The organism is Methylobacillus rhizosphaerae (assembly GCF_900187985.1).
In the GTDB taxonomy this organism is placed as follows: Bacteria; Pseudomonadota; Gammaproteobacteria; order Burkholderiales; family Methylophilaceae; genus Methylobacillus; species Methylobacillus rhizosphaerae.
This window is the reverse complement of record NZ_FZOA01000002.1, coordinates 180,358-205,055: the sequence shown is the minus strand read 5'-3', so window position 1 is coordinate 205,055 and position 24,698 is coordinate 180,358. Positions and strand designations below refer to the sequence as shown.

Below are 24,698 nucleotides of genomic sequence, written 5' to 3'. Positions count from 1 at the left end.
GCCAAGATCAAGGAACAAGAAACATGCTGATTAAACTTACGGGTGGCCGGGTCTATGACCCCGCCCACCAGATTGACGGCAAGGTCATGGATATTTTTGTCCGTGATGGCCGTATCGTTGATCGCCCCAACGATCATGAATCCATCGACCAGGAATATGACCTGCGTGGCAAAGTCGTCATGGCCGGTGCAATTGACATGCATACCCATATCGGTGGCGGCAAGGTCAATATTGCCCGCCTGATGCTGCCGGAAGACCATCGCAGCTCTGCTACCACACATACCGATGCCTGCCGCGCAGGCTGTGGTCATGCCGCACCTTCCACGCTGAATACCGGTTATCGCTATGCTGAAATGGGATATACCGCCGGTTTTGAGCCTGCATTATCTCCAGTGAACGCACGCCAATCTCACCTGGAAATGTGCGACATCCCCATCCTGGACAAGGGTGGTTACGCCATGATAGGCAGTGATGATTATTTCCTGCGTATGCTCGCCGCGAAGAAGGACCAGAACGCCATCAATGACTACGTGGCGTGGATACTGCATGCCAGCCAGGCTATCGGCATCAAGGTCGTGAACCCCGGCGGCATCAACGCTTTCAAGTTCAACCAGCGTGCATTAAACCTGGATGAACAGAACGTGCACTATCAGGTCACCCCGCGCGAAGTCCTGCAATCCCTGACGCGTGCTGTTTACGAACTGGGCATTGCCCACCCGCTGCATGTACATGGCAACAACTTGGGCGTGCCCGGCAACGTCGAGACTACGCTCAAGACCATGGGCGCTGTAGAAGGCTACCCTGTCCACCTGACCCATATCCAGTTTCACAGCTATGGCACTGAAGGCGACCGCAAGTTCTCCTCCGGCGCAGCAGCCGTTGCCGAGGCATTGAACAAGCACAAAAATGTTTCTGCCGACGTTGGTCAGATATTGTTCGGGCAGACCGTGACTGCTTCCGGCGACACCATGCGCCAGTTCGCAAATTCCGGCCACGCTTCGCCCAACAAGGCTGTGCTCATGGACATCGAGTGCGACTCTGGCTGCGGTGTGGTGCCGTTCAAGTACAAGGATCAGAATTTCGTCAATGCATTGCAATGGGCAATCGGGCTGGAAATCTTCCTGCTGACGGAAGACCCATGGCGCATTTTCCTCACCACCGACCACCCGAACGGCGCACCATTCACCAGCTATCCGCACCTGATCCGCCTGCTGATGGACAAGAGCTTCCGCAGCGACATGTTCACCAAGCTTAACCTGGATGCCCAGGCTATGAGCACACTGAACTCGATCGAGCGTGAATACAGCCTGTATGAAATCGCTATCATGACCCGTGCCGGAGCCGCCAAGCTGGTCGGCCTGCATGATCGTGGTCATCTTGGCGTTGGTGGTGCTGCCGACATCACGGTCTACACCGACAATCCAGACCGCGAAGCCATGTTCTCCAAACCGGACTATGTGTTCAAGGATGGCGAACTAGTGGTCAGGAATGGTGAAGTGGTCAAGGTCACCTGGGGCAGCACGCATACGGTCAAGCCCGACTTTGACCGCAGTATTGAAAAGGATCTCAAGCAATATTTCGACCGCTACCACACCATGAACATGGAAAATTACAAGGTCAATGCCAACGAGCTGGAAGATGACGGCCGTGGCAAGGTCATTGTTCAGGAGTGCAAGGGTCGCAGGGAGAAAACAGCATAATGATTATCAACGGCGTAACCATAGATGACACCTTTGCCGAAGCCTTCGGCATGCGCGGTACCCGTGTCATCATCACCGCGCAGAACCTGCGCTGGGCCTATAACGCAGCACGCGCCATGACCGGCTTTGCCACTTCGGTGATTGCCTGTGGTGTGGAAGCCGGCATCGAGCGTGAACTGACCCCGGAAGAAACCCCGGATGGCCGCCCCGGCGTATCCATCCTCATGTTCGCCATGGGCAGCGCAGTGCTCATGAAGCAACTGGAAACCCGCATGGGACAATGTGTACTCACCTGCCCCACAGCTGCCGCGTTTTCCGGTATCAACGACGGCTATGAGGAAATCACCAAGATCAACCTGGGCAAAAACCTGCGCTTCTTTGGAGATGGATTCCAGACCTCCAAGTTGTTCAACGGCAAGCGCTACTGGCGTGTTCCCGTCATGGATGGCGAATTCCTCACCGAGGAAAGCACTGGCATGATCCGCTCCGTGGGTGGGGGAAACTTCCTGATCCTGGCAGAATCTCAGCCACAGGCACTGGCCGCATGCGAAGCTGCCATCGACGCCATGAGCAAGGTTCCCAATGTCATCATGCCGTTCCCCGGCGGCGTAGTGCGTTCCGGCTCCAAAGTCGGCTCCAAGTACAAATCATTGATCGCTTCCACCAACGACGCATTTTGCCCTACGCTGAAAGGCATCACTAAAACCGAGCTTTCACCGGAAATCGAATCCGTCATGGAAATCGTGATCGACGGCCTGACTGACCCGGACATCCGCATCGCAATGCGTGCCGGCATCACAGCTGTCTGCGAACTTGGCGCCAAAAACGGCATCAAGCGCATTTCCGCCGGTAACTATGGCGGCAAACTCGGCCCCTATCACTTCAAATTAAGGGAGATCATGGCATGAGCGCGTTGACCTTCACTCTGAAAGCCCCCTTGCAGCAACGCGTTGACCTGTCTGCACTGACACCCGACAACCTGGCAGGCAAGAGCGTGGCTGACATTGCTGCCATCCTGCTGGTCAGTGGCCGCGAGAAACTACGCGTTGACAGCGTGTTCGATATTGCAGGCAGCGATGCTGCTGACATCGTGTTCAACAACGCCAGCGGCAAACTGGACTTCATCGGTAGCCATATGAAAACCGGCAAGATCACCATCAATGGTGGTGCGGGCTCCTATCTCGGCCTGCAGATGCGTGGCGGCCACATCGTGCTCAACGGCAATGCAGATGCATTTGCAGCAAGCGGCATGGCCAATGGCCTGATTGAAATCAAGGGCAATGTAGGTGATTTCCTCGCCGCAGCACTGCCTGGCGACCGCAAGGGCATGAAAGGCGGCATGGTACTCATCAGCGGCAACGTCGGCGAACGTGCCGGTGACCAGATGCGCCGCGGCATCATCCTCATTGAAGGCAATGCCGGTGCTTATCTCGCTTCGCGCATGCTGGCAGGCACCATCGGCGTGCTTGGCAGCGTCGGTGAGTATGTGGGGTATGGCATGCGTCGAGGCACATTACTGCTGATGCAGGAACCCAGGCTGCACGCCACTGTACAGGATTGCGGCACGCATACCCTGCCCTTCCTCAGCCTGATGTTCAAATCCTTCCGCGACCTACCAAGCAAGTTTGCCCAAATCAACCAGAACCGGGTACAACGCTATGCTGGCGATATTGCCAACGATGGCAAAGGTGAAATCCTGGTTTTTAAATAACCTCCAGACTTGCCGCATCACAAGCCCGAGCATCTTCACAAATGCTCGGGTTTTTTATTGCCTGAAACAGGATGTAAATATAGAATTTTCATTGGATTGGCAACAATTTATACTGATGCCAATCCATTTTTTGGATTACCCCCCCGTCCATAAAGGAAAATCATGAAAACAAAAACACTTACCATAAGCGCGCTGGTTGCAACGCTGGCTCTGGGCGGCTGCGCCAATATGTCTGAAACACAAAAAGGTACTGCCAAGGGTGCCGCCATCGGCGCTGGTGCTGGTGCTGTCGTCGGTGCCATCGCCGGCAAGGGCAAGGGTGCCGCTATCGGCGCCGCCGTGGGTGCAGGTGCTGGCGCCATCGCTGGTAATGTCTGGTCTAAGCGTATGGAAGAGCAGAAACGCCAGATGGAAGAAGCCACACAAGGCACTGGCGTAGACGTGACCCAGACTGAAGACAACCAGCTCAAGCTGAATATCCCCAGCGATATTTCTTTCGCCTCCGGCAAAGCGGATATCCAGCCTAACTTCCGTACTGTATTGGACAACTTTGTCACTACCTTGAAGAACAATCCTGCCACCCTGGTCACCATTATCGGCCACACCGATAATACCGGCAGCGATGCCATCAACGACCCATTGTCACTCAAGCGTGCAGCCAACACCCGTGATTACCTGACTGCCCGTGGCGTGGCAGCAAACCGCTTCACAGTGGATGGCCGTGGCTCACATGAACCCCTGGTAGCAAACGATACGGCAGCAAACAAAGCCCAAAACCGCCGTGTAGAGATTTTTGTTGCGGAACCGGCACCAGCGCAATAAAGCTATCGCACCTGCTTTTCGTAGGTAATAAATGAAATCCCCACGTATCTAGATACTGGATACGTGGGGTTATTTTTTCGATCTATTCTTACTTTTATTTTAGAGGCTGCAGTAAATAACCTCTCAATACCGGCCCATTCCTGCAGTATATTGAATTGTTGCTTTGGGGTTCCGTATTGAATCTGAACTCGCACTCGTTCAGAAAGAGCGGAAATAACTCGTCCCGTCAGTCGAAAAGCCAGTTAGTAACATAAATCACTAAAAGGGCTAGAAGAATCAGAAGAACTGAGAGGGCTAGCCTCATTGCCAACTTTTTCATGAAGCCTGGTTTATCAAATACCACGCCTTCTGCCTCCCTCACCCTCCTCTCTTCATCAAAGTGCCATTTAATAGCAAAATAGGCTCCAATACCTAATACAATAAGCTTCAAAGCTCCAGCAAAGTATGGGAAAAAGTCAGCCCAACTGTCGTCCATTATCCATCCCCATCAAATTCAATATCGATTTTTCAGCAGCATAATCAAAGGTTCATGTTTAGCGTTCGCCCAAAGTGAGGCGTTCTAGCTCGCGCTAGCTGTCCACAACTCTCTTTGCAATACCTGTAATCATAGGAGTCCGTTTCGATTGATCCCCATAAAAAATACGCTTACCCATATTTCTGCTGCAAATTTGGAACTTCGCTTGCAGGCACCGCGGCTATGACGGTAACAAACTCCCCAAATGTCTTGTCCAGGATTTCACCATTCATTCTGGCAATTTCCCGCGTGAAGATATCGAGTTGTTTGTAGTCAAGGTCAATGCGGATTTTCTGCATTTCGACAAAGGGGCCGATCTGGGCGGCGTCCAGCGCCATTTTCGCCGTACCGCCATAGGCGCGCGCAAGGCCGCCGGTGCCTAAGTTGATGCCCCCATAGTAGCGAATGACGCCGACGCAGACATTAATGAGGTCGCGTCCCTCGAGAAATTGCAGCACAGGCTTGCCTGCGGTGCCGGAAGGTTCGCCGGCATCGCTGAAGCGCTGGACAATGCCTTGTGGTGTCTTGATGCGAAAAGCGTAGGCCAAGTGATGGGCGCTTTGGTGCGCGCCTGCCAACCGACGCAAGGCAAGGGCAACTGCGCGCTCATCCGCGCAGTAATCCGCACTTGCAACAAAACGGGACTTGTTAATGGTCTGTTCAGCCTGACCCGGCTGGGTAATGATCTGCAAACTTCTGCTACCTGCCCTAAAAATGACTTACTTGCGCTTGCCGCCAATGATGGAGCCCAGGACACCACGCACGATCTGGCGTCCCAGTTCGGAGCCAATAACGCGGGCTGCACTTTTGGCTGCAGCCTCGAACATGGATTGCGGTTGACGGCCTGCGGGTTTGCTGGCCTTCTTATCCGCATTACTACCGCCAAACAGCCCACCCCAGTCGAAGCCGCTCTCTTGTTCTGCCTCGGCTGGCGCTTCAGCTGCCCTACCCTTGAGGATTTCGTAAGCAGATTCGCGATCTACACTGTTTTCATAATGCCCATAAACAACAGAACTCTTGATGATCTGATCACGTTCCGCCGGTGTGACCGGGCCGATACGGCTGCCTGGCGGGCAGACAAACGCCCGCTCAACCGGAACTGGTCGTCCCTGCTCGTCCAGGAAGGAGACCAGGGCTTCACCCACACCCATTTCGGTAATGACTTCGCTTACTTTCACACCAGGATTGGCCCGGAAGGTTTCAGCTGCTGCCTTGACGGCTTTCTGGTCACGGGGGGTGAAGGCGCGTAATGCATGTTGCACGCGATTACCTAACTGCCCGAGCACGACATCCGGGATATCAAGCGGATTCTGACTGACAAAATAAACACCCACACCCTTGGAACGGATCAGGCGCACCACCTGTTCAATTTTATCCATCAGGGATTTGGGCGCATCATTGAAGAGCAGGTGAGCTTCATCAAAGAAGAAAGCCAGCTTGGGTTTTTCCAGATCACCAACTTCCGGCAATTTCTCAAATAATTCGGAAAGCAGCCACAATAATAAAGTGGCGTATACACGTGGCGAGTTATACAACATGTCTGCTGCCAGTATGTTCACCATGCCCCGCCCTTGAGCATCTGTTTGCATGATGTCATCAAGATTGAGTGCCGGTTCACCGAACAGCTGGTCAGCACCTTCGTGCTCCAGTTGCAGCAAGGCACGCTGAATGGCGCCGACACTGGCGCTGGAGATATTGCCATATTGCGCGCTGTATTCTGCAGCATTCTCGGACGCATGCTGTATCATGGCCCGCAGGTCTTTCATGTCCAGCAGCAACCAGCCTTTGTCATCGGCAATCTTGAACACTGCCGTCAATACGCCTGATTGCACCTCGTTGAGGTTGAGCATGCGCGACAGCAGCAATGGCCCCATTTCAGCAATGGTAGTGCGCACTGGGTGACCCTGTTTGCCAAATACATCCCAGAATGTCACCGGGCACCCGGCAAAACTGAAATCCTTCATCCCGAGCTGCTCTACCCTTGCATCTATTTTGGCATTGCCGCCCCCGGGCTGACTGATCCCGCCAAGATCACCTTTCACATCCGCCATGAATACCGGCACACCGATGCGTGAAAAGCTCTCGGCAATACTTTGCAATGTCACTGTCTTGCCGGTGCCGGTGGCACCCGCAATCAAGCCATGGCGGTTGGCCATGCGTGGCAGCAGATAAAGAAATTCAGTACTTTTGGCTAATGGTATTGGTGTCATGTTATTTCTCGCACAATCCAGGCTCATGTATCACAGCAGCAGTGTGATCAATACCCGGTTTAAAGTTCGCTTTTTGTCTTCAATTCGGCGTCGACTGCTTTACGGGGATAATGCGGAGCCAACAGCTCGATAAATGCGTAGGCATAGCCACGCAGATAGGCATCCCGCCTCAATCCGATATAGGTTGTACTTGCCGGGAACAAGTCACTCACATCGCGCATGGCCAAGTAGCTATCGCGTTTGGTATCGTAAGCCATATTGGCCAGCAAGCCCACACCAAGCCCCAGTCCGACATAAGTCTTGATTACGTCGGCATCGATGGCAGTCAGCACGACATTCGGTGTCAATCCGGCATTTTCAAATACCTTGCTTACTAACGAGCCACCTGTGAAAGCAAAGTCATAGGTAATGAGCGGATACTTGGTGATTCTTTCCAGCGTCAATGGCTTGCCATCTACCAGGGGATGATCCTGCGGCGTCACAATGCACCGGTTCCATTGATAACAAGGCAGGCAGAGCAACTCCTCAAAACTGCTGATGGACTCAGTGGCAATGCCGATATCTGCTTCCCCGCTCTGCACCTGTTCTGCTACTTGCACTGGATTACCCTGGTGGATCGTCAGTTTGACGCCGGGATAGCGCTGCATGAACTCCTTGACGGCTGCCGGCAAACGATAGCGGGCCTGAGTATGAGTAGTGGCAATAGTAAGGGTGCCTGTGTCTTCCTGGGTAAACTCCTCACCCACGCGCTTGATATTATCCACTTCAAGCATGACTCGCTCAGCCAACTCGAGGATAATCTGGCCCGGCTCTGTCATGCCAATCAACCGCTTGCCATTACGCTTGAATATCTGCAGATTCAGCTCTTCTTCCAACAACTGAATCTGTTTACTCACACCTGGTTGTGAAGTATGTAGCGCTTCAGCAGCCAGTGAAACGCTCAACCCCTGCCGCGCTACCTCGCGAACATAGCGCAATTGATGTATTTTCATGATGGTCCTTGACCTTCAATGCCTTATAACAAAATCACATGTGATTAGAATAACATACTATTAAAATTAATTAATTAAGCTGTTATAATAAAAGGCTTTTCTGGCTGGTTTTTTTAGTTCAACTTGCTCTTTTATAATGTTTGCTCTTAAAAAAACAATAATCACTTCATGGACATAGGTTACATACTCTCCGGCTTTGCCGTGGGTTTTCTCGTAGGCATTACTGGAGTTGGTGGCGGTTCATTGATGACGCCCCTCTTGGTGTTTCTGTTTGGCTTCAAGCCAATTGTTGCAGTCGGAACAGATTTACTGTTTGCCGCCCTGACAAAAACAGGTGGTGTATGGGTACACCATGGCAAGCATAAATCAGTTGACTGGAAAGTAGTAGGACTGATGGCAACTGGCAGTCTGCCAGTATCAGCCGTTACTATTTATATCATCAAGCACTTGATGTCAGTCGGTAAGGAAATTACCGGGCTGATTACGTTTGCACTTGGTATTGCGTTGATTTTGACAGCCTGCGCCCTGCTTGTACGCAGTCTGTTGTTGCGAAAACATGAACGTGAAGTAGAATCCAGCAGTATCAGCACAGGCCGTTTTCAAGGCACTACACAAATTGCCCTGACAATCGCCACAGGTGCCATACTGGGAGCTCTGGTAACGCTCTCATCGGTAGGTGCTGGAGCGCTGGGAACCATCGCCATACTGCTGCTCTACCCGAAAATGAGCACATTAAAGGTAGTTGGTACAGACTTAGCCCATGCCATTCCCCTGACAGCGATTGCTGGTATCGGACATTGGTCATTGGGTCATGTGGATTTTGGTTTGCTGGGCAGCTTGCTGATTGGTTCACTTCCAGGCATCTGGATCGGCAGTCACCTGAGTGCCAGAATTCCAGAAAAAATATTACGTCCGATTCTGGCAACCCTGCTACTGCTGATCGGTTTAAAATTTGTTTTAGCATAAAAGTAAATACATGTACAAATACGACGAAATTGACCAGGCTATTGTGGATGAGCGCGTCAAGCAATATCGCGATCAGACACGCCGCTTCCTCGCTGGTGAACTAACCGACGAGGAGTTTCGCCCTCTGCGCCTACAAAACGGCCTCTATATCCAGCGCCACGCTCCCATGCTGCGTATCGCTGTGCCATATGGCATGCTGTCATCCAGACAATTACGCAAGCTGGGTGATATTTCCAAGCATTACGACCGCGGTTATGGTCATGTCAGTACCCGCACCAATATGCAATTGAACTGGCCCAAGCTGGAAGATGTGCCTGATATTCTGGCAGAACTTGCGACTGTGCAAATGCATGCCATCCAGACATCCGGCAACTGCATCCGCAACACGACAACAGACCAGTTTGCCGGGGTTGCCCCGGATGAGGTAGTTGATCCGCGTGCCATTGCAGAAATCATCCGTCAGTGGAGTACATTCCACCCTGAGTTTGCCTTATTGCCACGTAAATTCAAGATCGCCGTTTCCGGCACCAAGCAGGACCGCGCCCTGGTCCAGGCCCATGATATCGGCCTGGAGTTCTACCGTGACCAGGATGACAAAGTGGCCATCCGTGTCTGGGTTGGCGGTGGTCTGGGCCGCACCCCTATCCTGGGTTCCGTTGTGCGCGAGCATCTGGAATGGCAGCACATCTTGACCTATTGTGAAGCAATCATTCGTGTCTACAACTTGCATGGCCGGCGTGACAACGCCTTCAAGGCACGTATCAAGATCCTGGTCAAAGCACTGGGGATTGAAGAGTTCCGCCGCCAGGTTGAGGAAGAATGGCAGTTTATCAAGGATAATCCGAACACCATTACTGAAGCAGAGCTAGCCCGCGTCAGCCAGTATTTCACGCAGATGCCTTATGAAACACTGCCCGAGCATGATGCGCGCTTTGACAGCGCCATTGCCAGCAATCCGGCTTTTGCGACCTGGGTCAGACGCAATACGCATGCCCACAAGCAGCCGGGCTATCGTGCCGTAACCCTGTCGCTCAAACCGCATGGCCGCGCACCTGGGGATATCACATCAGAACAGATGCACCTGGTGGCAGACTGGGCCGATGAATACAGTTTCGGTGAAATACGCCCTTCTCATGAACAGAACCTGATCCTGGCTGACGTCAAGCTCTCTGACCTGTTCCCATTGTGGGAAAAAGCTCGCGCAGCAGGCCTAGCCACCACCAATATCGGCTTACTGACCGATATTATCTGCTGCCCTGGCGGTGACTTCTGCTCTCTGGCCAATGCCAAGAGTATCCCGATCGCGGAAGCAATCCAGATGCAGTTCGATAACCTGGACTACCTCTATGACATCGGCGAGCTTGAGCTGAACATCTCCGGCTGCATGAATGCCTGCGGTCACCATCATGTCGGCCATATCGGCATCCTGGGTGTGGACAAGGATGGTTCCGAATGGTACCAGGTCACGCTGGGCGGTAAGCAAGGCAATGATGCCAGCCTGGGTAGTGTGCTCGGCCCTTCATTTGCAGCCGAAGAAATGCCAGGGGTTGTACAGAAACTGATTGATGTCTATATCCGTGAACGTACAGAAGAAGAACGCTTTATTGATACCGTACGCCGTATTGGAGTCGCTCCGTTCAAGACTCATGTCTACGGAGACAAGAAGAAAGAGGTTGCCCATGCCTAACAACAAGTCCAACCTGATCCTGAACAACGAAATTGTGACCGATGAGTGGTCACTGGTTACCATGCCTGCCGGCGAGGAAGTCGTCAAGAAACAGGCTGGCAAGGTCGTGCTGTTCAAGCTGACGGGTGAATCCACCCATAGTGCTGAACAAGTCGCCCAGACTGTGATCCCGGCAACAGGCAAAATCCTGGTGCCTCTCGCTGTCTGGCAGGCTCGGAAGGAAGAACTCGCACCCCGTCATGCAGCAGGTGAGATCGGTGTATGGCTGGACACCCATGAACTACTTGAGGACCTGGTCAGCTCAGTGGATGACCTCAACAGCCTGCCCTTGATTGCAGTGCATGTCGAGCGCTTTGCCGATGGACGTATATTCTCCATTGGTAACCTGCTACGCATGCGTCACCACTACAGGAACGACCTGAGGGCGTTTGGCGATGTCCTGCGCGACCAACTGTTCTTCCTCAAGCGTTGCGGTTTCAATAGCTATCTCATTCGTGCAGACCGCTCCGCTGAGGATGCCCTGGCCAGCCTGAAGGATTTCAGCCAGCCTTATCAGGGTGCCGTGGATGAGCAATTGCCCGTCTGGCGTCGGGTGAACCGACAACCCGTATCTCAATAAAGTGATACAGAAACGAGCATCTGGCTACGACAAGGCCAGATCCGCTTTAAGATTTGCAAGTTTAGTTTAGGAAAATCATCTGGAGATGTGAGCTGACAACCAGCAGCAGTTTTCAGCACAAAATTGATATGACAACGTTGAATCAACAAACCCTTTCCCACCTTGACTGGCTGGAAGCCGAAGCGATCCACATCCTACGCGAAGTAGCAGGACAATGCTCCAACCCTGTATTACTGTTTTCCGGCGGTAAGGATTCCCTGTGCATACTGCGCCTGGCTGAAAAAGCATTCCGTCCTGGCCGCTTCCCTTTTCCTCTGATGCATATCGATACCGGCCACAATTACCAGGAAGTCATCAACTTCCGTGACCAGCGTGCCGCAGAACTTGGCGAGCGCCTGATCGTGCGTTCCGTAGAAGACTCCATCAAGCGTGGCAGCGTAGTGCTGAAATCCCCGGATGAGCCCCGTAACAAGCACCAATCAGTCACCTTGCTGGAAGCGATTGAAGAGTTTGGCTTTGATTGCTGCATCGGCGGCGCACGTCGTGATGAGGAAAAAGCCCGCGCCAAGGAACGCATCATGAGTTTCCGCGATGAGTTCGGTCAATGGGACCCGAAAAACCAGCGGCCTGAACTGTGGAATCTCTACAATGCCCGTAGCCACAAGGGTGAGAACATACGCGCATTCCCGATCTCAAACTGGACAGAAATGGATGTCTGGCAATATATCGAGCGTGAACAGCTTGGCCTGCCCAGTATCTACTTCGCCCATAACCGCGATATTGTCATGCGCAACGATGCTATCGTACCGGTCAATATCCCTCTCGTCAGTGGCGAAATCATCAACCAGCCCAAGGCCGGTGAAGACATCATCAATATGCAGGTACGTTTCCGTACAGTAGGTGATATCACCTGCACAGCGCCCGTGCCTAGCGATGCAGACTCTGTCAATAAGATCGTGCTGGAAACTGCCACGACCACCATTACAGAACGTGGAGCAACCCGCCTGGATGATCAGACCTCGGATGCCTCCATGGAGCAACGCAAAAAGGAAGGCTATTTCTAATAATAAGCCTGATACGACGGTCCAGACATCCCGGAATACCTGGACCGACCACCAGCCATTAGCTGAATAAAGTTTAAAGAGTAATCAAGATGTCCAGACAAGAAAATTCATTAGCGCATAACGACAGCCTGTTGCGCTTCATGACCTGCGGTAGCGTGGATGACGGCAAGAGCACATTGATAGGCCGCCTGTTGTACGATACCAAGACTATCCTGACAGATACCCTGACCCAGATTGAACGCACCTCGCAAAAGCGTGGTATGGAATCCGTGGATCTCTCGCTGTTGACCGACGGCCTACAGGCAGAGCGCGAGCAAGGTATTACCATTGATGTTGCCTATCGCTATTTCAGCACTGGCACACGTAAATACATTATTGCCGATGCACCTGGCCATGAACAGTACACACGTAACATGGTCACCGCTGCCTCCACAGCGCATCTTGCGATCATCCTGATTGATGCTCGCAAGGGCGTGCTGACACAAACACGCCGTCATTCCTATCTTGCACAACTGGTGGGTATTCCTCATATCGTGGTTGCCATCAACAAGATGGACCTGGTGGACTATTCCCAGGCTGAGTTTGAACGCATCCGCACCAGCTATCTGGAATTCGCCGAACAAATCGGCTTGCAGCGCAACGGCAGAGATATCAGCTTTGTACCCATGTCTGCCTTGAATGGCGACATGATTGTGGATCGTGGTGATGTCATGCCATGGTATGAAGGCCCTACCATCCTGGAACTGCTGGAGTCAGTACCGCCAGCGCATTCCGAACGTAACGAATCATTCCGCTTTCCTGTGCAGTTCGTGTGCCGTCCACACGCTTCTGATGACCATGAACTGCACGATTTCCGTGGTTTCATGGGCCGTGTGGAATCTGGTGAAATTGCCACAGGTGATGCTGTCACGGTATTGCCCTCCGGCATTACTTCCCGCGTCAAGGCCATTCAATTGGGTAATACCGTGCTGGAACACGCCATTACCGAACAATCCATCACTCTCCTGCTTGAAGATGAAATTGATATTTCACGCGGTGACATGATCGTCAAGAGCGACTCCGTGCCTGAGCCAGTCAAGCAGCTGAACGCCATGGTGTGCTGGCTGTCGGAAACCCCGCTTTCCAGCGCACGCACCTATATCATTCGCCATACCGCCCGGGAATCCAAAGCTAAAGTAGGCAACATTGCCTACAAGATTGATGTCAATACCACGACTCAATTGCCTGCAGAAGGTGGTGGCCTGAACATGAACGATATCGCCAGCATTACCTTCAAGCTGGCACAGCCGCTCATGATTGATCCTTATGAACTGAATCGCGCTACTGGCTCCTTCATCATCATTGATGAAACGACCAACAACACAGTGGGCGCCGGTATGGTGCAAGCCTGATTTTATCGGTGAAACAAAATAGTCTTATCTATAAAATCAATAAATATAGTATTTAATATCACTTATAATGCGTTGCTATCTTGGTGTGAATAGCAACGATCCTTAGAGGAATAAAATGGCATACGTTGTAACTGAAAATTGTATCCAGTGTAAATATACCGACTGCGTGGATGTCTGCCCTGTTGACTGCTTCGTGGAAGGCCCCAACTTCCTGGCGATCAACCCGGATGAATGCATAGACTGCACATTGTGCGTGGCGGAATGCCCGGCTGAGGCCATCTTCTCTGAAGATGATGTGCCTGATGATCAGCAGGAATTCATCGCACTCAATGCGCGTCTCGCTGAAATCTGGCCTACCATTACCGCTCGTAAGGCGCCGATGCCGGATGCAGATGCCAACAACGGTACTACAGGCAAGCGTGACCTGCTGGTTGAGTAAGTCATTTTCCTTCCAGCCCAATAAAAAAGGCCTTTGCAGGCCTTTTTTATTTCTATGACTTCTCCAGCAACATCACACCTGTGTCAGGTTCCTGATCTGCACTTCCGGATTTACATCAGCTTCGTAATCCACACCTTCCACACCAAAACCGAACAGGCGCAGGAAATCTGATTTATAGCCGGTAAAGTCCGTCAGTTCGTACAAGTTGTCATCTGTGACCGTATCCCACAAGGCAGCCACTTCATTCTGAATTTCAGGTGCCAGTTCCTTGTAATCCGCACGCAGGCGCCCCTCTTCATCCACGATGGGCTGATTGTTATACAGACTATCGCGATACAAGCCATCCACTTGTTCGATACAACCCTCGTGCGTACCGGCCTGCTTCATCACCTTGAACAGTAAGGAAAGATAGAGCGGCATCATCGGGATGGCGGAGCTGGCCTGTGTCACCAGTGCCTTGAGTACGGCAACGCGGGCATAGCCGCCCCTGGCTGCCAGTTGCTCCCTGATCTGCAACACGCGCTGATCCAGGTCTTTCTTGGCAGCGCCGATGGTGCCGTTCCAGTAGATATCGTGGGTGATTTTCTCACCGAGATAAGTAAAGGCCGTGGTCTTGGCACCATCTGCCAGCACGCCAGCCTGATCCAGTGCCTCAATCCACATCTGCCAGTCTTCCCCGCCCATCACGGCAACGGTATTGGCAATTTCCTCGTCTGTCGCAGGCTCGATGACATTTTCCTTGATGACTTCCTTATCGGTATCCAGGCCACGCTGATGCAAAGTCTTGCCTATGGGTTTGAGCGTAGAGTTATAGACATGCCCGGTTTTCGGATGTGTACGGCGCGGTGCCGCCAGGCTATACACAACAAGGTCTACTTGCCCGAGGTCACGCTTGATGGTGTCTATGGTTTGTTGCTTCACCGCATCCGAGAATGCATCGCCATTGATACTGGCTGCATACAGGCCTTCCGCTTCGGCCAGTTTATGGAAGGCTGCCGAGTTATACCAGCCAGCAGTCCCCGGCTTGTTGCCCTCTCCTGCGCGCTCCAGGAATACACCGACGGTTGCCGCACCACTGGCAAATGTCGCACTGATACGAGCAGCCAGGCCATACCCTGTTGATGAACCGATGACCAGTACACGCTTAGGGCCATCAAACGGCCCTTGTGCCTTCACATAATCAATCTGCTGCTGGACATTGGCCTCACAGCCAACAGGATGCGCTGTCACGCAAATGAAGCCGCGTACGCGGGGTTTGATAACCATGAATACCTCTCGAAAATCTGGAGCAGCCAAGGGCTGCCTGGTTGAGTGCCAATCGGCAGACTAAAAGGGTTATTATAAGGCGCGATGATCCTTATTGCGCAGATAATCCTCTATTCCTGCCGATGCAGCAGTAATTGGCTACGCCTGACCGCCAGCCAGCCCAGCAACAAGAATCCCAGCATGGTCAATGCCAACCCAGCCGGATGATGCCAGACCAATGGTGCCACCAGCCCGGCAGATATGGTGGAAAGCAACATTTGCATGAATGCCTGCCCGGAAGCAGCAGTCCCTCGAATCCGCGGATGGCAATCCAACGCACTGACTGACAACACTGGCATTGCAAGCGCCATGCCTATATTGAACAAGGCTATAGGCAGTATATTCAGTGCGGGATGCATGAAAGGCAAGGCACTGACAAGCAGATTACACACAGCCATGAGTGCCATCCATGCATAAGCACACCACAGTATCTGCCTGGTGCCGTAACGTCCTGCGGCCCTCTTTGCAAGCCATGAGCCAAGTATCGTGCCGCATACAGTAGGAATAAACATCCAGGCAAACTGCTGGGAGCTCAACCCCAGGTGCTCGATCAAAAATACCGGGCTGGCAAGCACGTAGAGGAAAAATGCGGAAAAATTGGCACCTGTCGCCAATACCAGCACACTGTATTCCCGGTGAGTGAAAATAGTGCGGTAATTCCGGTATACATTACGGAAGGACAATGGACTACGCTTTTCTTGCGGCACAGTCTCCGGCAGAAATCGAGATGCCGCCCATAACATGATGGCCGAATACAAGGCAAGAAAACCGAAAATTGCCTGCCAGTGGATACCCAGCAGCCAGCCACCAATCACAGGAGCCACGGCCGGAGCAATCGCAAACAACATCTGGATAGTCGCCATGACCCGCTGGGCTTCCACGCCCTGATAGAGATCACGCACCATGGCCCTGGCAACGACATTACCCGCACCGGCAGACAAGCCTTGTACGATTCTCATGACCCACAGGGTTTCGACATTCGGCGCCAGCATGCAACCAATCGAGGCCAAGGTGAATATTCCCAGTCCCCAGCGTATGGTGGCAATGCGCCCAATGGCATCGCTGATGGCACCATGAAACAAGGTCATCAACGCATAAGGCAAAAGATAGAAAGTCAGACTGTGCTGGACTTCAATGGTCGATGCAGCAAAGTCATGCTCCAGCGCAGGAAAAGCTGGCAGATAGGTATCAATGGCAAACGGTGCCAGCGCCGTCAGGCCTGCCAGTACATATACCAAAAAAAGGGGGTTGCGCATATCAGATCAGCTCACACTCAAACCGGGGATGGCCCCGGCAAAAGTGTCAAGAATATAGGCTAGCGATAGATATGGCTACGGTTATAGGGATAATCCAGGTGCCCCTGTGAATCCGGCTTGCCAGCTACGATCTGGAATAACGCCAGCCAGTTATGGTCAAAGGCAAATGCGGAACCGGCCATATAGATGCGCCAGATACGGTACTTGCGCTCACCTATCATCTCCAGCGCTTGCTCCTGCCTGGCTTCCAGCCGCTGCACCCATTGCCACAAAGTCTTGCCGTAATGCGGCCGCAGGTTTTCCGCATCCAGCGGCTCCAGCCCGGACTGGGACAATTCAGCCAGTACATTGGAAATATGGGTCAGCTCACCGCCAGGGAACACATAGTTATCGACGAATTCAGCAATATCGCTGCCCAACCCACTGCTTTTCACGGCGACAGAAGTAATGCCATGATTCATCACCAGGCCTCCCGTATTCAGCAAGTGGTAAATCTTGTCGAAATACAGCCTCAGATTCTTGCGCCCCACATGCTCGAACATGCCCACACTGGCAATCTTGTCGAATGTCTCATTGGATGGCAGGTCGCGGTAATCCATGAGCCGGACTTCCAACCGGTCCTGCAGACCCCGCTCTTGTATCAAGTTCTGCACATAGGCATGTTGATCGTTGGACAAGGTAATGCCAACGGCCTTGACTCCATAACGCTCGACTGCATGCAGCACCAGCCCGCCCCAGCCACAGCCGATATCAAGCAAGCGTTCCCCGGGGCGCAACATGAGCTTGCGGCAGATATGGTCCAGCTTTTTTTCCTGTGCCTGATCCAGGCTTTCGTCGCCTTGTGCAAAATAGGCACAGGAATAAACCCGCCGGCTATCCAGCCATAAGCCGTAAAAATCATTGGAGACATCATAGTGATAATTGATGTTGCGCCTGTCATCGGCACGCGTGTGCCGCCACCAACGCCAATCCTTGCGGGTTTCCGCATCCTGGCTGGCATCAACTCCGCAATAGGCCTGTCCCAGGGAAAGGATGTCCTGTGCTGACCCTTGCAAATCCACCCAATTTTCCACATAAGCACGCGCCAGTCCGCCCAGTGTAGGCTTGGCCAGGATACCGAGAACCTTGGCATCCCTGGCATGAATCGTCACCCTGGCATCCGCATTACCTGCAATCCGCTCGCCACGCCACGTCACTGACACTGGCAATCCTGTCAAACTTTTCTGGATCTGGTTCTGCAGTAATGCTGTAAACATCCTTGGCCCCCTGACTGGTGTTTGATTTTTTCACAGGCTATTGCATGTTGCTCATTGGCGCAACCATGCATTTTCATATGACTGCCAATGTAATCAAGAGCAGTGCTTTGTTACAATAAGCAACTTACCTTACGCCGATCTCGCACGGCTTACATACTGGAGTACAACATGCAACTGGACCTGGACAAAATCAACGCGGAACTCGGCCGCAACGCGGAAAAACTGGTGGAATGGGCATTGAGCCTGAACAAGAAAGCCATTGTCACCACCAACTTCCGTCCTTTTGAAGCTGTCATCCTGCACATGGTCAGCAGAGTCCAGCCTGGCACACCAGTGATCTGGATGGATAATGGCTACAATACCGAAGCCACTTATCGCTGCGCGGACGAAATCACCAGGCAACTGAACCTCAACCTGAGCATTTACCTGCCCAAACGCTCACGCGCCCATCGCGAAGCGGTAGATGGCGTTGTACCAGCACTGGATGACCCACGCCATGCTGCATTCACGGAAGAAGTGAAACTGGAGCCATTTGCCCGTGCACTGCGTGAAACTGCACCTGAAGTCTGGTTCACCGCCCTGCGTGCCACCGATACTGCCGTTCGCGCCCAGATGGACCCGGTCAGCATCAACCCGGATGGCCTGATCAAAGTTGCCCCATTGTTGCATTGGAGCTCCAAGGAGCTTTACCAGTACATTACCGAGCATAACCTGCCCAACAACTTTGATTACATCGATCCTACCAAGGGCGAAGAAAACCGCGAATGCGGACTGCACCTGGCGCATTAATGATGATTACAGTCATGTGAGCCACATAAAAAAGGGAGCAGATGCTCCCTTTTTTATGTCCAGTGCTTCACTCAAGGTAATGCGTGGAACTCTTCAACCCGCTCGCGGTTTTCACCTTCAATCAGTTTGCGTGAGTTCTTATCATTACGGAAAAGGATGGGTTGCGCCTGCAGGTATGGCTTCTGCGCATTGGCAATGGCTTCATCGATCAAATGGCGATGAGGTGACTTGGTGCAGACCGGGTCAGCGGCTTCCGCATCGCCGGATAGCAGGAAAGCCTGGCAACGGCAGCCGCCCAGGTCCTTTTCCTTTTCAGAACAACTGCGGCAAGGCTCCTTCATCCAGTCATCGCCGCGATACTTATTGAATGCAGGCGACTCTTCCCACACCCACTTCAAGCCATTTTCCTTGACGTTGGGAAAGCTTATATTAGGCAAGACACGGGCTGAATGGCAGGGCAAAACATCCCCATTGGCGGTCACGATCATGAACACTTCACCCCAGCCATTCATGCATTTCTTGGGCCTGTCCGAAAAATAATCGGGTACGACAAAATAGATCTTCATTTTATTGCCGACTTTTTTACGGAACTCATTGGTCACGGCTTCCGCCTCGTCAATCTGTTCCTTGGTCGGCATCAACTGGTTGCGGTTGACCAGGGACCAGCCGTAATACTGGGTATTGGCCAGCTCGACGAAATCGGCCCCCAGGGCTTCCGCCATTTCCAGGATTTCCTTGACGTGCTTGATGTTGTAGCGATGGATCACCACGTTGAGCACCATGGGGTAGCCGTGATCCTTGATCATGGCCGCGACTTTTTGCTTGAGCTTGAAGGTACTGGTATTAGTGATGAAGTTGTTGATTTCCTCAGTGATGTCATGCATGGACAGCTGGATATGATCCAGGCCGCCTGCCTTGAATGCACTGATGCGTTTTTCTGTCAGGCCGACACCGGAAGTGATCAGGTTGCTGTAATAACCCAGACGACCAGCCTCGGCAACAATTTCCTCGATATCATCGCGCAGCAAGGGTTCGCCACCGGAAATCCCAAGCTGCAAGGCACCCAACTTGCGTGCGTCACGCAGCGCCTGTATCCATTGCTCGGTACTCAGCTCGTTCTTGGTATGCTTGTCATAGTCTGTCGGGTTATAGCAGAAAGCACAATGCAAGGGGCAACGATAGGTCACCTCAGCCAGCAGCCATAAAGGCTGGGTATTGGTCTTGGATGCGGCAACGCCATTATTCTGTTGAACTGATGTATTCATATCATTGACTCCTTCACGCTATGCGCCTGCCCGAACCGCTAGCTGCGCTTCTCCAGCCAGGCTTTTTCCACAGCCAGTTCCAGCATGGCAATCACATCGGCCTGAATATCCTTCACATCAGGAAACGCGGACTGCACATCGGCCACAATATCTGTCACGCTACGCTGGCCATCCACGCGCCTGATGACTTCACCTGCCCCGCCGTTAAGCTTGATCATGCCTTCAGGAAACAGCAGCACATAACATTGTTGCGCTTCTTCCCACTGGAAGCGGTAGTGGCGCGCAACGGCATACACATCGCTGGTACTGATGCTGGCGTTATCTTGGTTGTCTGAGATAGTCGACATGTTGTTCTACCTTGATATTGGTTGAGGCGAGCATAATGGCATCGGCAATGACCCATAATACATCTAGCTTGAATTGCAGGATATCCAGGGCTTTTTCCTGCAATTCGCGGGTCTGGCTGAAATAATCCAGCGTCACTGCGAGGCCTTGCTCGACATCACGTCTGGCTTCACCCAGGCGTTTCTTGAAATAGATCAATCCCTCTTCCTTGATCCAGGGGTACATCTCGGGCCAGGAACTGATGCGCTGCTGATGGATATGTGGCGCAAATAATTCGGTCAGCGACGAGCAGACCGATTCCTGCCATGGGCGCTGCTTGGCAAAATTGACATAGGCATCCACGGCAAAACGCACACCTGGAGCGACGAACTTGAGTGAAGTCACATCCTCGCGACTCAGGCCCACGGCCTGACCCAACTGTATCCAGGCTTCAATGCCGCCCACATTATTCTCGTCACCATCGTGGTCAATAATGCGTTGTATCCACTCTTTGCGCACTTCCTTGTCCGGGCAGTTGGACATGATGGCGGCATCTTTTTGCGGAATACTGATCTGATAATAAAAGCGGTTGGCAACCCAGCACTGCAATTGCTCGCGCGTGAGCTTGCCCTCATACATCATCACATGGAATGGATGATAGATATGATAACCCCTGCCCTTGGCGCGTAGTTGTTGCTCGAATTCCTCACGGCTCCATGGGGTGCGGTCTGTCATTGGCGCGTTCATTAACGTCTCCTAGAGAATGATGTCCATGCCGTCATAGGCCACTTCAATGCCATGACGCTCCAGTTCCGCGCGCTCGGCAGAATCTTCACGCAGGATGGGGTTGGTGTTATTGATATGAATCAGTACACGGCGCGCATCAGGGTATGCGTCCAACACCTCCATCATGCCACCCGGGCCTGATTGCGGGTTATGACCGATGTCGCGCGCTTTCTTGGTCATCAAGCCCATATCGATCATTTCGGTATTGGTCCAGAAGGTACCATCCACCATGATGCAATCTGCCTGCTGCATCAATGCTGGCAGGTGCGGCTCGATTTCGCCCAGGCCAGGCGCATAAAATGCCTTCTTGCCATTATTGGTATCCTCGATCAGCACACCTATGGTGTCGCCGGGATGAGGATCATTGCGGTGAGGGGAATATGGCGGCGCGGCGCTCTTCAGTGCCACCGCAGTGAAACGCAGGCCAGGCGCACCCTCAACGCTGAAACTTTGCATGCCATCAATTGGAACGTCATGGCGGTTCACGCCACAGTAGTGTCCCAGGATATTGAGCAGCGGATTACCTGTCGTCAGGTCCTGATACACCATGTCCGTACAGTAAATCTCGCGCTTCACCTGTCCTTCACGCAACATGAGCAAGCCGGTTGTATGGTCTATCTGTGCATCGATCAGCACAATACCCGCAATGCCACTATCACGAATGGCGCGGCCGGGCTGTAGCGGAGCGAAGTCCTGAATTTGTTGCAGGATATCGGGGGAAGTATTGAACAATACCCAGTTGATACCGTCTGCACTGACGCAGATGGATGATTGTGTACGTTTTTTTGCCTTGATCTTACCTTTACGCAGGCCATCGCAATTCGGGCAGTTGCAGTTCCATTGCGGAAAACCGCCACCAGCTGCCGATCCTAAAACATGAATATGCATATCAGCCCTTACTCAAACTCAACTCTACTGCTGGAAGAGCCGGGCATACACCCGGCTGTGACTATCGCTTAGCGATTGCAAACGTACATGGTCACTTCGAAACCAAAACGCATTTCAGTTACTTCTGGCTTTGTCCACATAATACTCTCCTAAAATTAAAGTTGATTTATACCGCTGCCGCCATCTGGCAACAACGTGGGAGTATTGTGCAACGCAGGCTAGCTGTCTAAACAGTGCAAAAACACCGAAAGTCATCTCATGATTATCATGAGTCCTTGGCTGGGAGCCAATCAGCACAAGCCTGGAAATGAATCAGACCCCATACCCAGGCCTGGTCCAAGGGTTATCAGGAGCGTGCCTTCAATATCAACTCAAGCACTTCCAGAAAGCGTGCATTTTCCGCATACAAGCCGATACTGACCCGCAGATAATCCGGCATTTCATAAGCAGCGACAGGCCGCACGATCACGCCGTTTTTCAACAGCTGCTGATACACATCCCCAGCCATGGGAACATGAAAACTCACGAAGTTACCGTAGGATGGGATATAACCCAGCCCCAATTGATCCAGCCCCTGTGTAATCTGTGCCATGCCGGCCTGGTTCAATGCACGGCTACGCTCCACGAATTCATCGTCCTCCAATGCCGCCACCGCGGCTGCCTGTGCCACGCTATTGACGTTGAATGGCTGGCGTACCCGGTTCATCAGGTCTATCACTGGCGCAGAACCCACGCCAAAGCCAACGCGCAAGCCAGCCAGGCCATAGGCCTTGGACAACGTTCTGGAAACCAGCAGGTTATCAAACTCTTCCAGCCAGGACAGCGCCTCGGATTTCAACTCTGAAGACAGGTATTCGTCATACGCCTCATCCAGCACCACCAGGACAGTCTTCGGCACACCCTGCAAGAATGCGTGCAATACCTGCTTTTCCAGCAATGTGCCAGTTGGATTGTTGGGGTTGGCAATGAATACAATCCGCGTTTTATCCGTGATTGCTGCCAGCATGGCGTCCAGGTCATGACCAAAATCCCGCGCTGGCACACTGATGCCGACCGCACCTGTGGCCTGCGTCACCAAGGCGTATACAGCAAATGCATGCTGCGAATAGACGGCTTCCAGCCCTGGAGCAAGAAATGCTCTTGCTGCGAGTTCAAGAACATCATTGGAGCCATTGCCGAATACGACCTGAGCTGGCTGCAAGCCAAATTTCCGGCAGACACAATCCCGCAATGCAAACCCATTGCCATCTGGGTAGCGCGCAATATCCTCCAGCGCATCCTGCATGGCTTCATAAGCCTTGGGGCTCACGCCCAGGGGGTTTTCATTGGATGCCAGCTTGACAATGGCTTCAGGCTTCAGCCCCATTTCCCGAGCCAGCTCGGTAATGGGTTTTCCCGGCTGATACGGGGCAATTGCATGGATATTGGACGGCGCCAAATCGCACAGTCTAGTCACGGTCATTTCCTTTAGTTAACAATGTGCCTGACCATCTCAGGCATAGATATTATGTTTGCCCTTGCTTTCCCGCTTGACGTCATACATATCATGGTCAGCGCGACGGATCACATCTTCAGCACTCACATCACTATAGGGGAAAACGCAGACGCCGATGCTGGCTGACAAGTCCCTGATCGGGGGCAAACCCTCTATCATGACCGGGGCCAGCAGCTGCAGGCGCAATTTGTTGACCAACACTTTGGCTGCGTCATGGCTATCTATATTGCGTGCCAGTACAAAGAACTCATCTCCGCCCAACCGTGCCAGCGTATCTGTCTCGCGCACGCTCAGACGCAAACGAGCAGCAACTTCCTTGAGCACAAGATCGCCGATCAAGTGACCATGGGTATCATTAATCGGCTTGAAATTGTCCAGATCAATGAACAAGCCTGCACAAAGCTGGTTGTTACGCGCAGAAAATGATATGGCCTGTTCAATCCGATCAAGCAGCAGCTCCCGATTGGGCAGTCCAGTCAGCCTGTCATGCAGGGCACGCTCCTGCTGCCGGTGACGCTCGTTATCCAGATCTGTCTCACGCAGGAACAAATCGCGGCTTTGTTTTTCCGCGACATAGCATGCAAATGCACCCACCAGATTGGCCGTCAAAATAAATACGTCATAGATCCAGAGTTGCGCTGCGGGCAGTGGATGCAACAACAGGAACATGGCGTTGAACGCAAGCAACAGGATGATCCCGACCAGCATGGAGTTGAAAAACCTCAGGCCGGAAAAGGTATAGGTCCAGAAAATCATGATGACCAGGCCTGTATAGTAGAAACTGATCGCCTCTTCCGGCATATAGCCCACCTGTGTCAACAAACCCAGGCCGCTGAATAATGCCGCTACCGCGATGAATAACTGATGATGTCTGGCAAACAGTGGATAAAAAGACAAGCCGAATACCGCAAGAAATGCGAGCATCACGGAAGTACGCATAAACCAGACCTGCGCGACAGCATCAGGCGTCACAAACACGGTGTCGAGTAATCCATACACCAGGTAGATCATGACACCTACCAGCAGGGCCAACCGGGAGCGCTTACGCACCTCCGGCATCATATGCGTCTGGTAAAGATCCTCCAGCCGAACACTCTCGAAGCCCAGTGTCCATTTCCGCAGGGAAGCAGACCACAACAAGTCCTGGCTAATTGACATAAATCCCTCTGTAGTACAGCCCTGACAATTCGGTATTCACGCAATTTGTGTAAAGTTGAAC

The 24,698-nt window shown here is 52.5% G+C and carries 25 protein-coding genes; 11 read left to right on the top strand and 14 right to left on the bottom strand.

What is annotated here, in order from left to right; translation table 11 throughout:
* Positions 1-23 precede the first annotated feature (23 nt).
* From CHB59_RS03155 to CHB59_RS03140, 4 genes are all read left to right on the top strand, one after another.
* Positions 24-1,700, top strand: coding sequence for a formylmethanofuran dehydrogenase subunit A (locus CHB59_RS03155; protein ID WP_089374786.1), 1,677 nt, complete (start codon positions 24-26; stop codon positions 1,698-1,700).
* Positions 1,700-2,608 (top strand): formylmethanofuran--tetrahydromethanopterin N-formyltransferase, encoded by a 909-nt coding sequence (fhcD, locus tag CHB59_RS03150; RefSeq protein WP_089374785.1) that lies wholly within the window; start codon positions 1,700-1,702, stop codon positions 2,606-2,608. Before CHB59_RS03155 ends, fhcD begins: the two co-directional genes overlap by 1 nt.
* Positions 2,605-3,411, top strand: a complete 807-nt coding sequence (locus CHB59_RS03145) for a formylmethanofuran dehydrogenase subunit C (protein WP_089374784.1) — start codon at positions 2,605-2,607, stop codon at positions 3,409-3,411. Before fhcD ends, CHB59_RS03145 begins: the two co-directional genes overlap by 4 nt.
* A gap of 162 nt (positions 3,412-3,573) precedes the next feature.
* Positions 3,574-4,233 carry a YiaD family glycine zipper/OmpA-like lipoprotein gene (locus tag CHB59_RS03140; protein ID WP_089374783.1) on the top strand — a complete coding sequence of 220 codons (660 nt, stop codon included), beginning with the start codon at positions 3,574-3,576 and terminating at the stop codon, positions 4,231-4,233.
* 226 nt (positions 4,234-4,459) lie between these two features.
* On the opposite strand, the gene CHB59_RS03135 is transcribed toward CHB59_RS03140, so the two are convergent.
* The 4 genes from CHB59_RS03135 to CHB59_RS03120 form a co-directional block, all read right to left on the bottom strand.
* Positions 4,460-4,708: a hypothetical protein gene (locus CHB59_RS03135; RefSeq protein WP_089374782.1), complete on the bottom strand. Its 249-nt coding sequence runs from the start codon at positions 4,706-4,708 to the stop codon at positions 4,460-4,462.
* 170 nt (positions 4,709-4,878) lie between these two features.
* Complete coding sequence (locus tag CHB59_RS03130) at positions 4,879-5,439, bottom strand: IMPACT family protein (RefSeq protein ID WP_089374781.1); 561 nt, start codon at positions 5,437-5,439, stop codon at positions 4,879-4,881.
* A gap of 27 nt (positions 5,440-5,466) precedes the next feature.
* Positions 5,467-6,957: a helicase HerA-like domain-containing protein gene (locus CHB59_RS03125; RefSeq protein ID WP_089374780.1), complete on the bottom strand. Its 1,491-nt coding sequence runs from the start codon at positions 6,955-6,957 to the stop codon at positions 5,467-5,469.
* Positions 6,958-7,016: 59 nt separating this feature from the next.
* Positions 7,017-7,949, bottom strand: coding sequence for a CysB family HTH-type transcriptional regulator (locus CHB59_RS03120; RefSeq protein WP_089374779.1), 933 nt, complete (start codon positions 7,947-7,949; stop codon positions 7,017-7,019).
* Between the two features lie 168 nt (positions 7,950-8,117).
* Between CHB59_RS03120 and CHB59_RS03115 the strand changes: the two genes are divergently transcribed.
* The 6 genes from CHB59_RS03115 (at position 8,118) to fdxA (ending at position 14,115) form a co-directional block, all read left to right on the top strand.
* Positions 8,118-8,915 carry a sulfite exporter TauE/SafE family protein gene (locus tag CHB59_RS03115; protein ID WP_089374778.1) on the top strand — a complete coding sequence of 266 codons (798 nt, stop codon included), beginning with the start codon at positions 8,118-8,120 and terminating at the stop codon, positions 8,913-8,915.
* A gap of 10 nt (positions 8,916-8,925) precedes the next feature.
* Positions 8,926-10,602, top strand: a complete 1,677-nt coding sequence (locus CHB59_RS03110) for a nitrite/sulfite reductase (protein ID WP_089374777.1) — start codon at positions 8,926-8,928, stop codon at positions 10,600-10,602.
* The gene (locus CHB59_RS03105; protein ID WP_089374776.1) at positions 10,595-11,221 is read left to right on the top strand and encodes a DUF934 domain-containing protein; all 627 of its coding nucleotides are present in this window, start codon (positions 10,595-10,597) and stop codon (positions 11,219-11,221) included. The genes CHB59_RS03110 and CHB59_RS03105 overlap by 8 nt, the downstream gene beginning before the upstream one ends.
* A 128-nt stretch (positions 11,222-11,349) precedes the next feature.
* Positions 11,350-12,285 carry a sulfate adenylyltransferase subunit CysD gene (gene cysD, locus CHB59_RS03100; RefSeq protein ID WP_089374775.1) on the top strand — a complete coding sequence of 312 codons (936 nt, stop codon included), beginning with the start codon at positions 11,350-11,352 and terminating at the stop codon, positions 12,283-12,285.
* A gap of 89 nt (positions 12,286-12,374) precedes the next feature.
* A complete protein-coding gene (gene cysN / locus CHB59_RS03095; protein ID WP_143738679.1) occupies positions 12,375-13,676 on the top strand; it encodes a sulfate adenylyltransferase subunit CysN in 1,302 nt (433 codons plus the stop codon).
* Positions 13,677-13,791: 115 nt separating this feature from the next.
* Positions 13,792-14,115 (top strand): ferredoxin FdxA, encoded by a 324-nt coding sequence (gene fdxA, locus CHB59_RS03090; RefSeq protein ID WP_089374774.1) that lies wholly within the window; start codon positions 13,792-13,794, stop codon positions 14,113-14,115.
* Between the two features lie 72 nt (positions 14,116-14,187).
* Here fdxA and fabV read toward each other — a convergent pair whose 3' ends face one another.
* The 3 genes from fabV to CHB59_RS03075 all read right to left on the bottom strand — a co-directional run bounded on the left by fabV (position 14,188) and on the right by CHB59_RS03075 (position 17,932).
* A complete protein-coding gene (gene fabV, locus CHB59_RS03085) occupies positions 14,188-15,381 on the bottom strand; it encodes an enoyl-ACP reductase FabV (protein WP_089374773.1) in 1,194 nt (397 codons plus the stop codon).
* Positions 15,382-15,491: 110 nt separating this feature from the next.
* Positions 15,492-16,676, bottom strand: a complete 1,185-nt coding sequence (locus CHB59_RS03080) for a multidrug effflux MFS transporter (protein ID WP_089374772.1) — start codon at positions 16,674-16,676, stop codon at positions 15,492-15,494.
* Positions 16,677-16,735: 59 nt separating this feature from the next.
* Positions 16,736-17,932 carry a class I SAM-dependent methyltransferase gene (locus tag CHB59_RS03075; protein WP_089374771.1) on the bottom strand — a complete coding sequence of 399 codons (1,197 nt, stop codon included), beginning with the start codon at positions 17,930-17,932 and terminating at the stop codon, positions 16,736-16,738.
* A 168-nt stretch (positions 17,933-18,100) separates the two neighbouring features.
* Here CHB59_RS03075 and CHB59_RS03070 point away from each other — a divergent pair, with 168 nt between their 5' ends.
* Positions 18,101-18,721, top strand: coding sequence for a phosphoadenosine phosphosulfate reductase domain-containing protein (locus CHB59_RS03070; RefSeq protein WP_089374770.1), 621 nt, complete (start codon positions 18,101-18,103; stop codon positions 18,719-18,721).
* 71 nt (positions 18,722-18,792) lie between these two features.
* Here CHB59_RS03070 and pqqE read toward each other — a convergent pair whose 3' ends face one another.
* The 7 genes from pqqE to CHB59_RS03035 all read right to left on the bottom strand — a co-directional run bounded on the left by pqqE (position 18,793) and on the right by CHB59_RS03035 (position 24,637).
* Positions 18,793-19,986: a pyrroloquinoline quinone biosynthesis protein PqqE gene (gene pqqE, locus CHB59_RS03065; protein WP_089374769.1), complete on the bottom strand. Its 1,194-nt coding sequence runs from the start codon at positions 19,984-19,986 to the stop codon at positions 18,793-18,795.
* 38 nt (positions 19,987-20,024) lie between these two features.
* On the bottom strand, positions 20,025-20,333 hold the full coding sequence (pqqD, locus tag CHB59_RS03060; protein ID WP_089374768.1) for a pyrroloquinoline quinone biosynthesis peptide chaperone PqqD: 309 nt from the start codon (positions 20,331-20,333) through the stop codon (positions 20,025-20,027).
* Complete coding sequence (gene pqqC / locus CHB59_RS03055; RefSeq protein ID WP_089374767.1) at positions 20,305-21,057, bottom strand: pyrroloquinoline-quinone synthase PqqC; 753 nt, start codon at positions 21,055-21,057, stop codon at positions 20,305-20,307. The genes pqqD and pqqC overlap by 29 nt, the downstream gene beginning before the upstream one ends.
* A gap of 9 nt (positions 21,058-21,066) precedes the next feature.
* Complete coding sequence (gene pqqB / locus CHB59_RS03050) at positions 21,067-21,984, bottom strand: pyrroloquinoline quinone biosynthesis protein PqqB (RefSeq protein ID WP_089374766.1); 918 nt, start codon at positions 21,982-21,984, stop codon at positions 21,067-21,069.
* Between the two features lie 68 nt (positions 21,985-22,052).
* Positions 22,053-22,124: a pyrroloquinoline quinone precursor peptide PqqA gene (gene pqqA, locus CHB59_RS03045; RefSeq protein WP_081774944.1), complete on the bottom strand. Its 72-nt coding sequence runs from the start codon at positions 22,122-22,124 to the stop codon at positions 22,053-22,055.
* Positions 22,125-22,330: 206 nt separating this feature from the next.
* Entirely contained in the window at positions 22,331-23,446 is a 1,116-nt protein-coding gene (gene hisC, locus CHB59_RS03040) for a histidinol-phosphate transaminase (RefSeq protein WP_089374765.1), read from the bottom strand.
* Positions 23,447-23,476: 30 nt separating this feature from the next.
* Entirely contained in the window at positions 23,477-24,637 is a 1,161-nt protein-coding gene (locus CHB59_RS03035) for a GGDEF domain-containing protein (RefSeq protein WP_089374764.1), read from the bottom strand.
* Positions 24,638-24,698 lie beyond the last annotated feature (61 nt).

Excerpts from the sequence above, each read along its gene's own strand:
- CHB59_RS03115 (WP_089374778.1), top strand. The coding sequence starts at position 8,118 with ATGGACATAGGTTACATACTCTCCGGCTTTGCCGTGGGTTTTCTCGTA.
- CHB59_RS03145 (WP_089374784.1), top strand. The coding sequence starts at position 2,605 with ATGAGCGCGTTGACCTTCACTCTGAAAGCCCCCTTGCAGCAACGCGTT.
- CHB59_RS03080 (WP_089374772.1), bottom strand. The coding sequence starts at position 16,676 with ATGCGCAACCCCCTTTTTTTGGTATATGTACTGGCAGGCCTGACGGCG.
- CHB59_RS03105 (WP_089374776.1), top strand. The coding sequence starts at position 10,595 with ATGCCTAACAACAAGTCCAACCTGATCCTGAACAACGAAATTGTGACC.
- pqqC (WP_089374767.1), bottom strand. The coding sequence starts at position 21,057 with ATGAACGCGCCAATGACAGACCGCACCCCATGGAGCCGTGAGGAATTC.
- CHB59_RS03075 (WP_089374771.1), bottom strand. The coding sequence starts at position 17,932 with ATGTTTACAGCATTACTGCAGAACCAGATCCAGAAAAGTTTGACAGGA.
- hisC (WP_089374765.1), bottom strand. The coding sequence starts at position 23,446 with ATGACCGTGACTAGACTGTGCGATTTGGCGCCGTCCAATATCCATGCA.
- pqqB (WP_089374766.1), bottom strand. The coding sequence starts at position 21,984 with ATGCATATTCATGTTTTAGGATCGGCAGCTGGTGGCGGTTTTCCGCAA.
- CHB59_RS03070 (WP_089374770.1), top strand. The coding sequence starts at position 18,101 with ATGCAACTGGACCTGGACAAAATCAACGCGGAACTCGGCCGCAACGCG.
- fabV (WP_089374773.1), bottom strand. The coding sequence starts at position 15,381 with ATGGTTATCAAACCCCGCGTACGCGGCTTCATTTGCGTGACAGCGCAT.
- CHB59_RS03110 (WP_089374777.1), top strand. The coding sequence starts at position 8,926 with ATGTACAAATACGACGAAATTGACCAGGCTATTGTGGATGAGCGCGTC.
- CHB59_RS03035 (WP_089374764.1), bottom strand. The coding sequence starts at position 24,637 with ATGTCAATTAGCCAGGACTTGTTGTGGTCTGCTTCCCTGCGGAAATGG.
- pqqD (WP_089374768.1), bottom strand. The coding sequence starts at position 20,333 with ATGTCGACTATCTCAGACAACCAAGATAACGCCAGCATCAGTACCAGC.
- cysN (WP_143738679.1), top strand. The coding sequence starts at position 12,375 with ATGTCCAGACAAGAAAATTCATTAGCGCATAACGACAGCCTGTTGCGC.
- fdxA (WP_089374774.1), top strand. The coding sequence starts at position 13,792 with ATGGCATACGTTGTAACTGAAAATTGTATCCAGTGTAAATATACCGAC.
- CHB59_RS03140 (WP_089374783.1), top strand. The coding sequence starts at position 3,574 with ATGAAAACAAAAACACTTACCATAAGCGCGCTGGTTGCAACGCTGGCT.
- CHB59_RS03125 (WP_089374780.1), bottom strand. The coding sequence starts at position 6,957 with ATGACACCAATACCATTAGCCAAAAGTACTGAATTTCTTTATCTGCTG.
- cysD (WP_089374775.1), top strand. The coding sequence starts at position 11,350 with ATGACAACGTTGAATCAACAAACCCTTTCCCACCTTGACTGGCTGGAA.
- CHB59_RS03155 (WP_089374786.1), top strand. The coding sequence starts at position 24 with ATGCTGATTAAACTTACGGGTGGCCGGGTCTATGACCCCGCCCACCAG.
- CHB59_RS03120 (WP_089374779.1), bottom strand. The coding sequence starts at position 7,949 with ATGAAAATACATCAATTGCGCTATGTTCGCGAGGTAGCGCGGCAGGGG.
- fhcD (WP_089374785.1), top strand. The coding sequence starts at position 1,700 with ATGATTATCAACGGCGTAACCATAGATGACACCTTTGCCGAAGCCTTC.
- CHB59_RS03135 (WP_089374782.1), bottom strand. The coding sequence starts at position 4,708 with ATGGACGACAGTTGGGCTGACTTTTTCCCATACTTTGCTGGAGCTTTG.
- pqqE (WP_089374769.1), bottom strand. The coding sequence starts at position 19,986 with ATGAATACATCAGTTCAACAGAATAATGGCGTTGCCGCATCCAAGACC.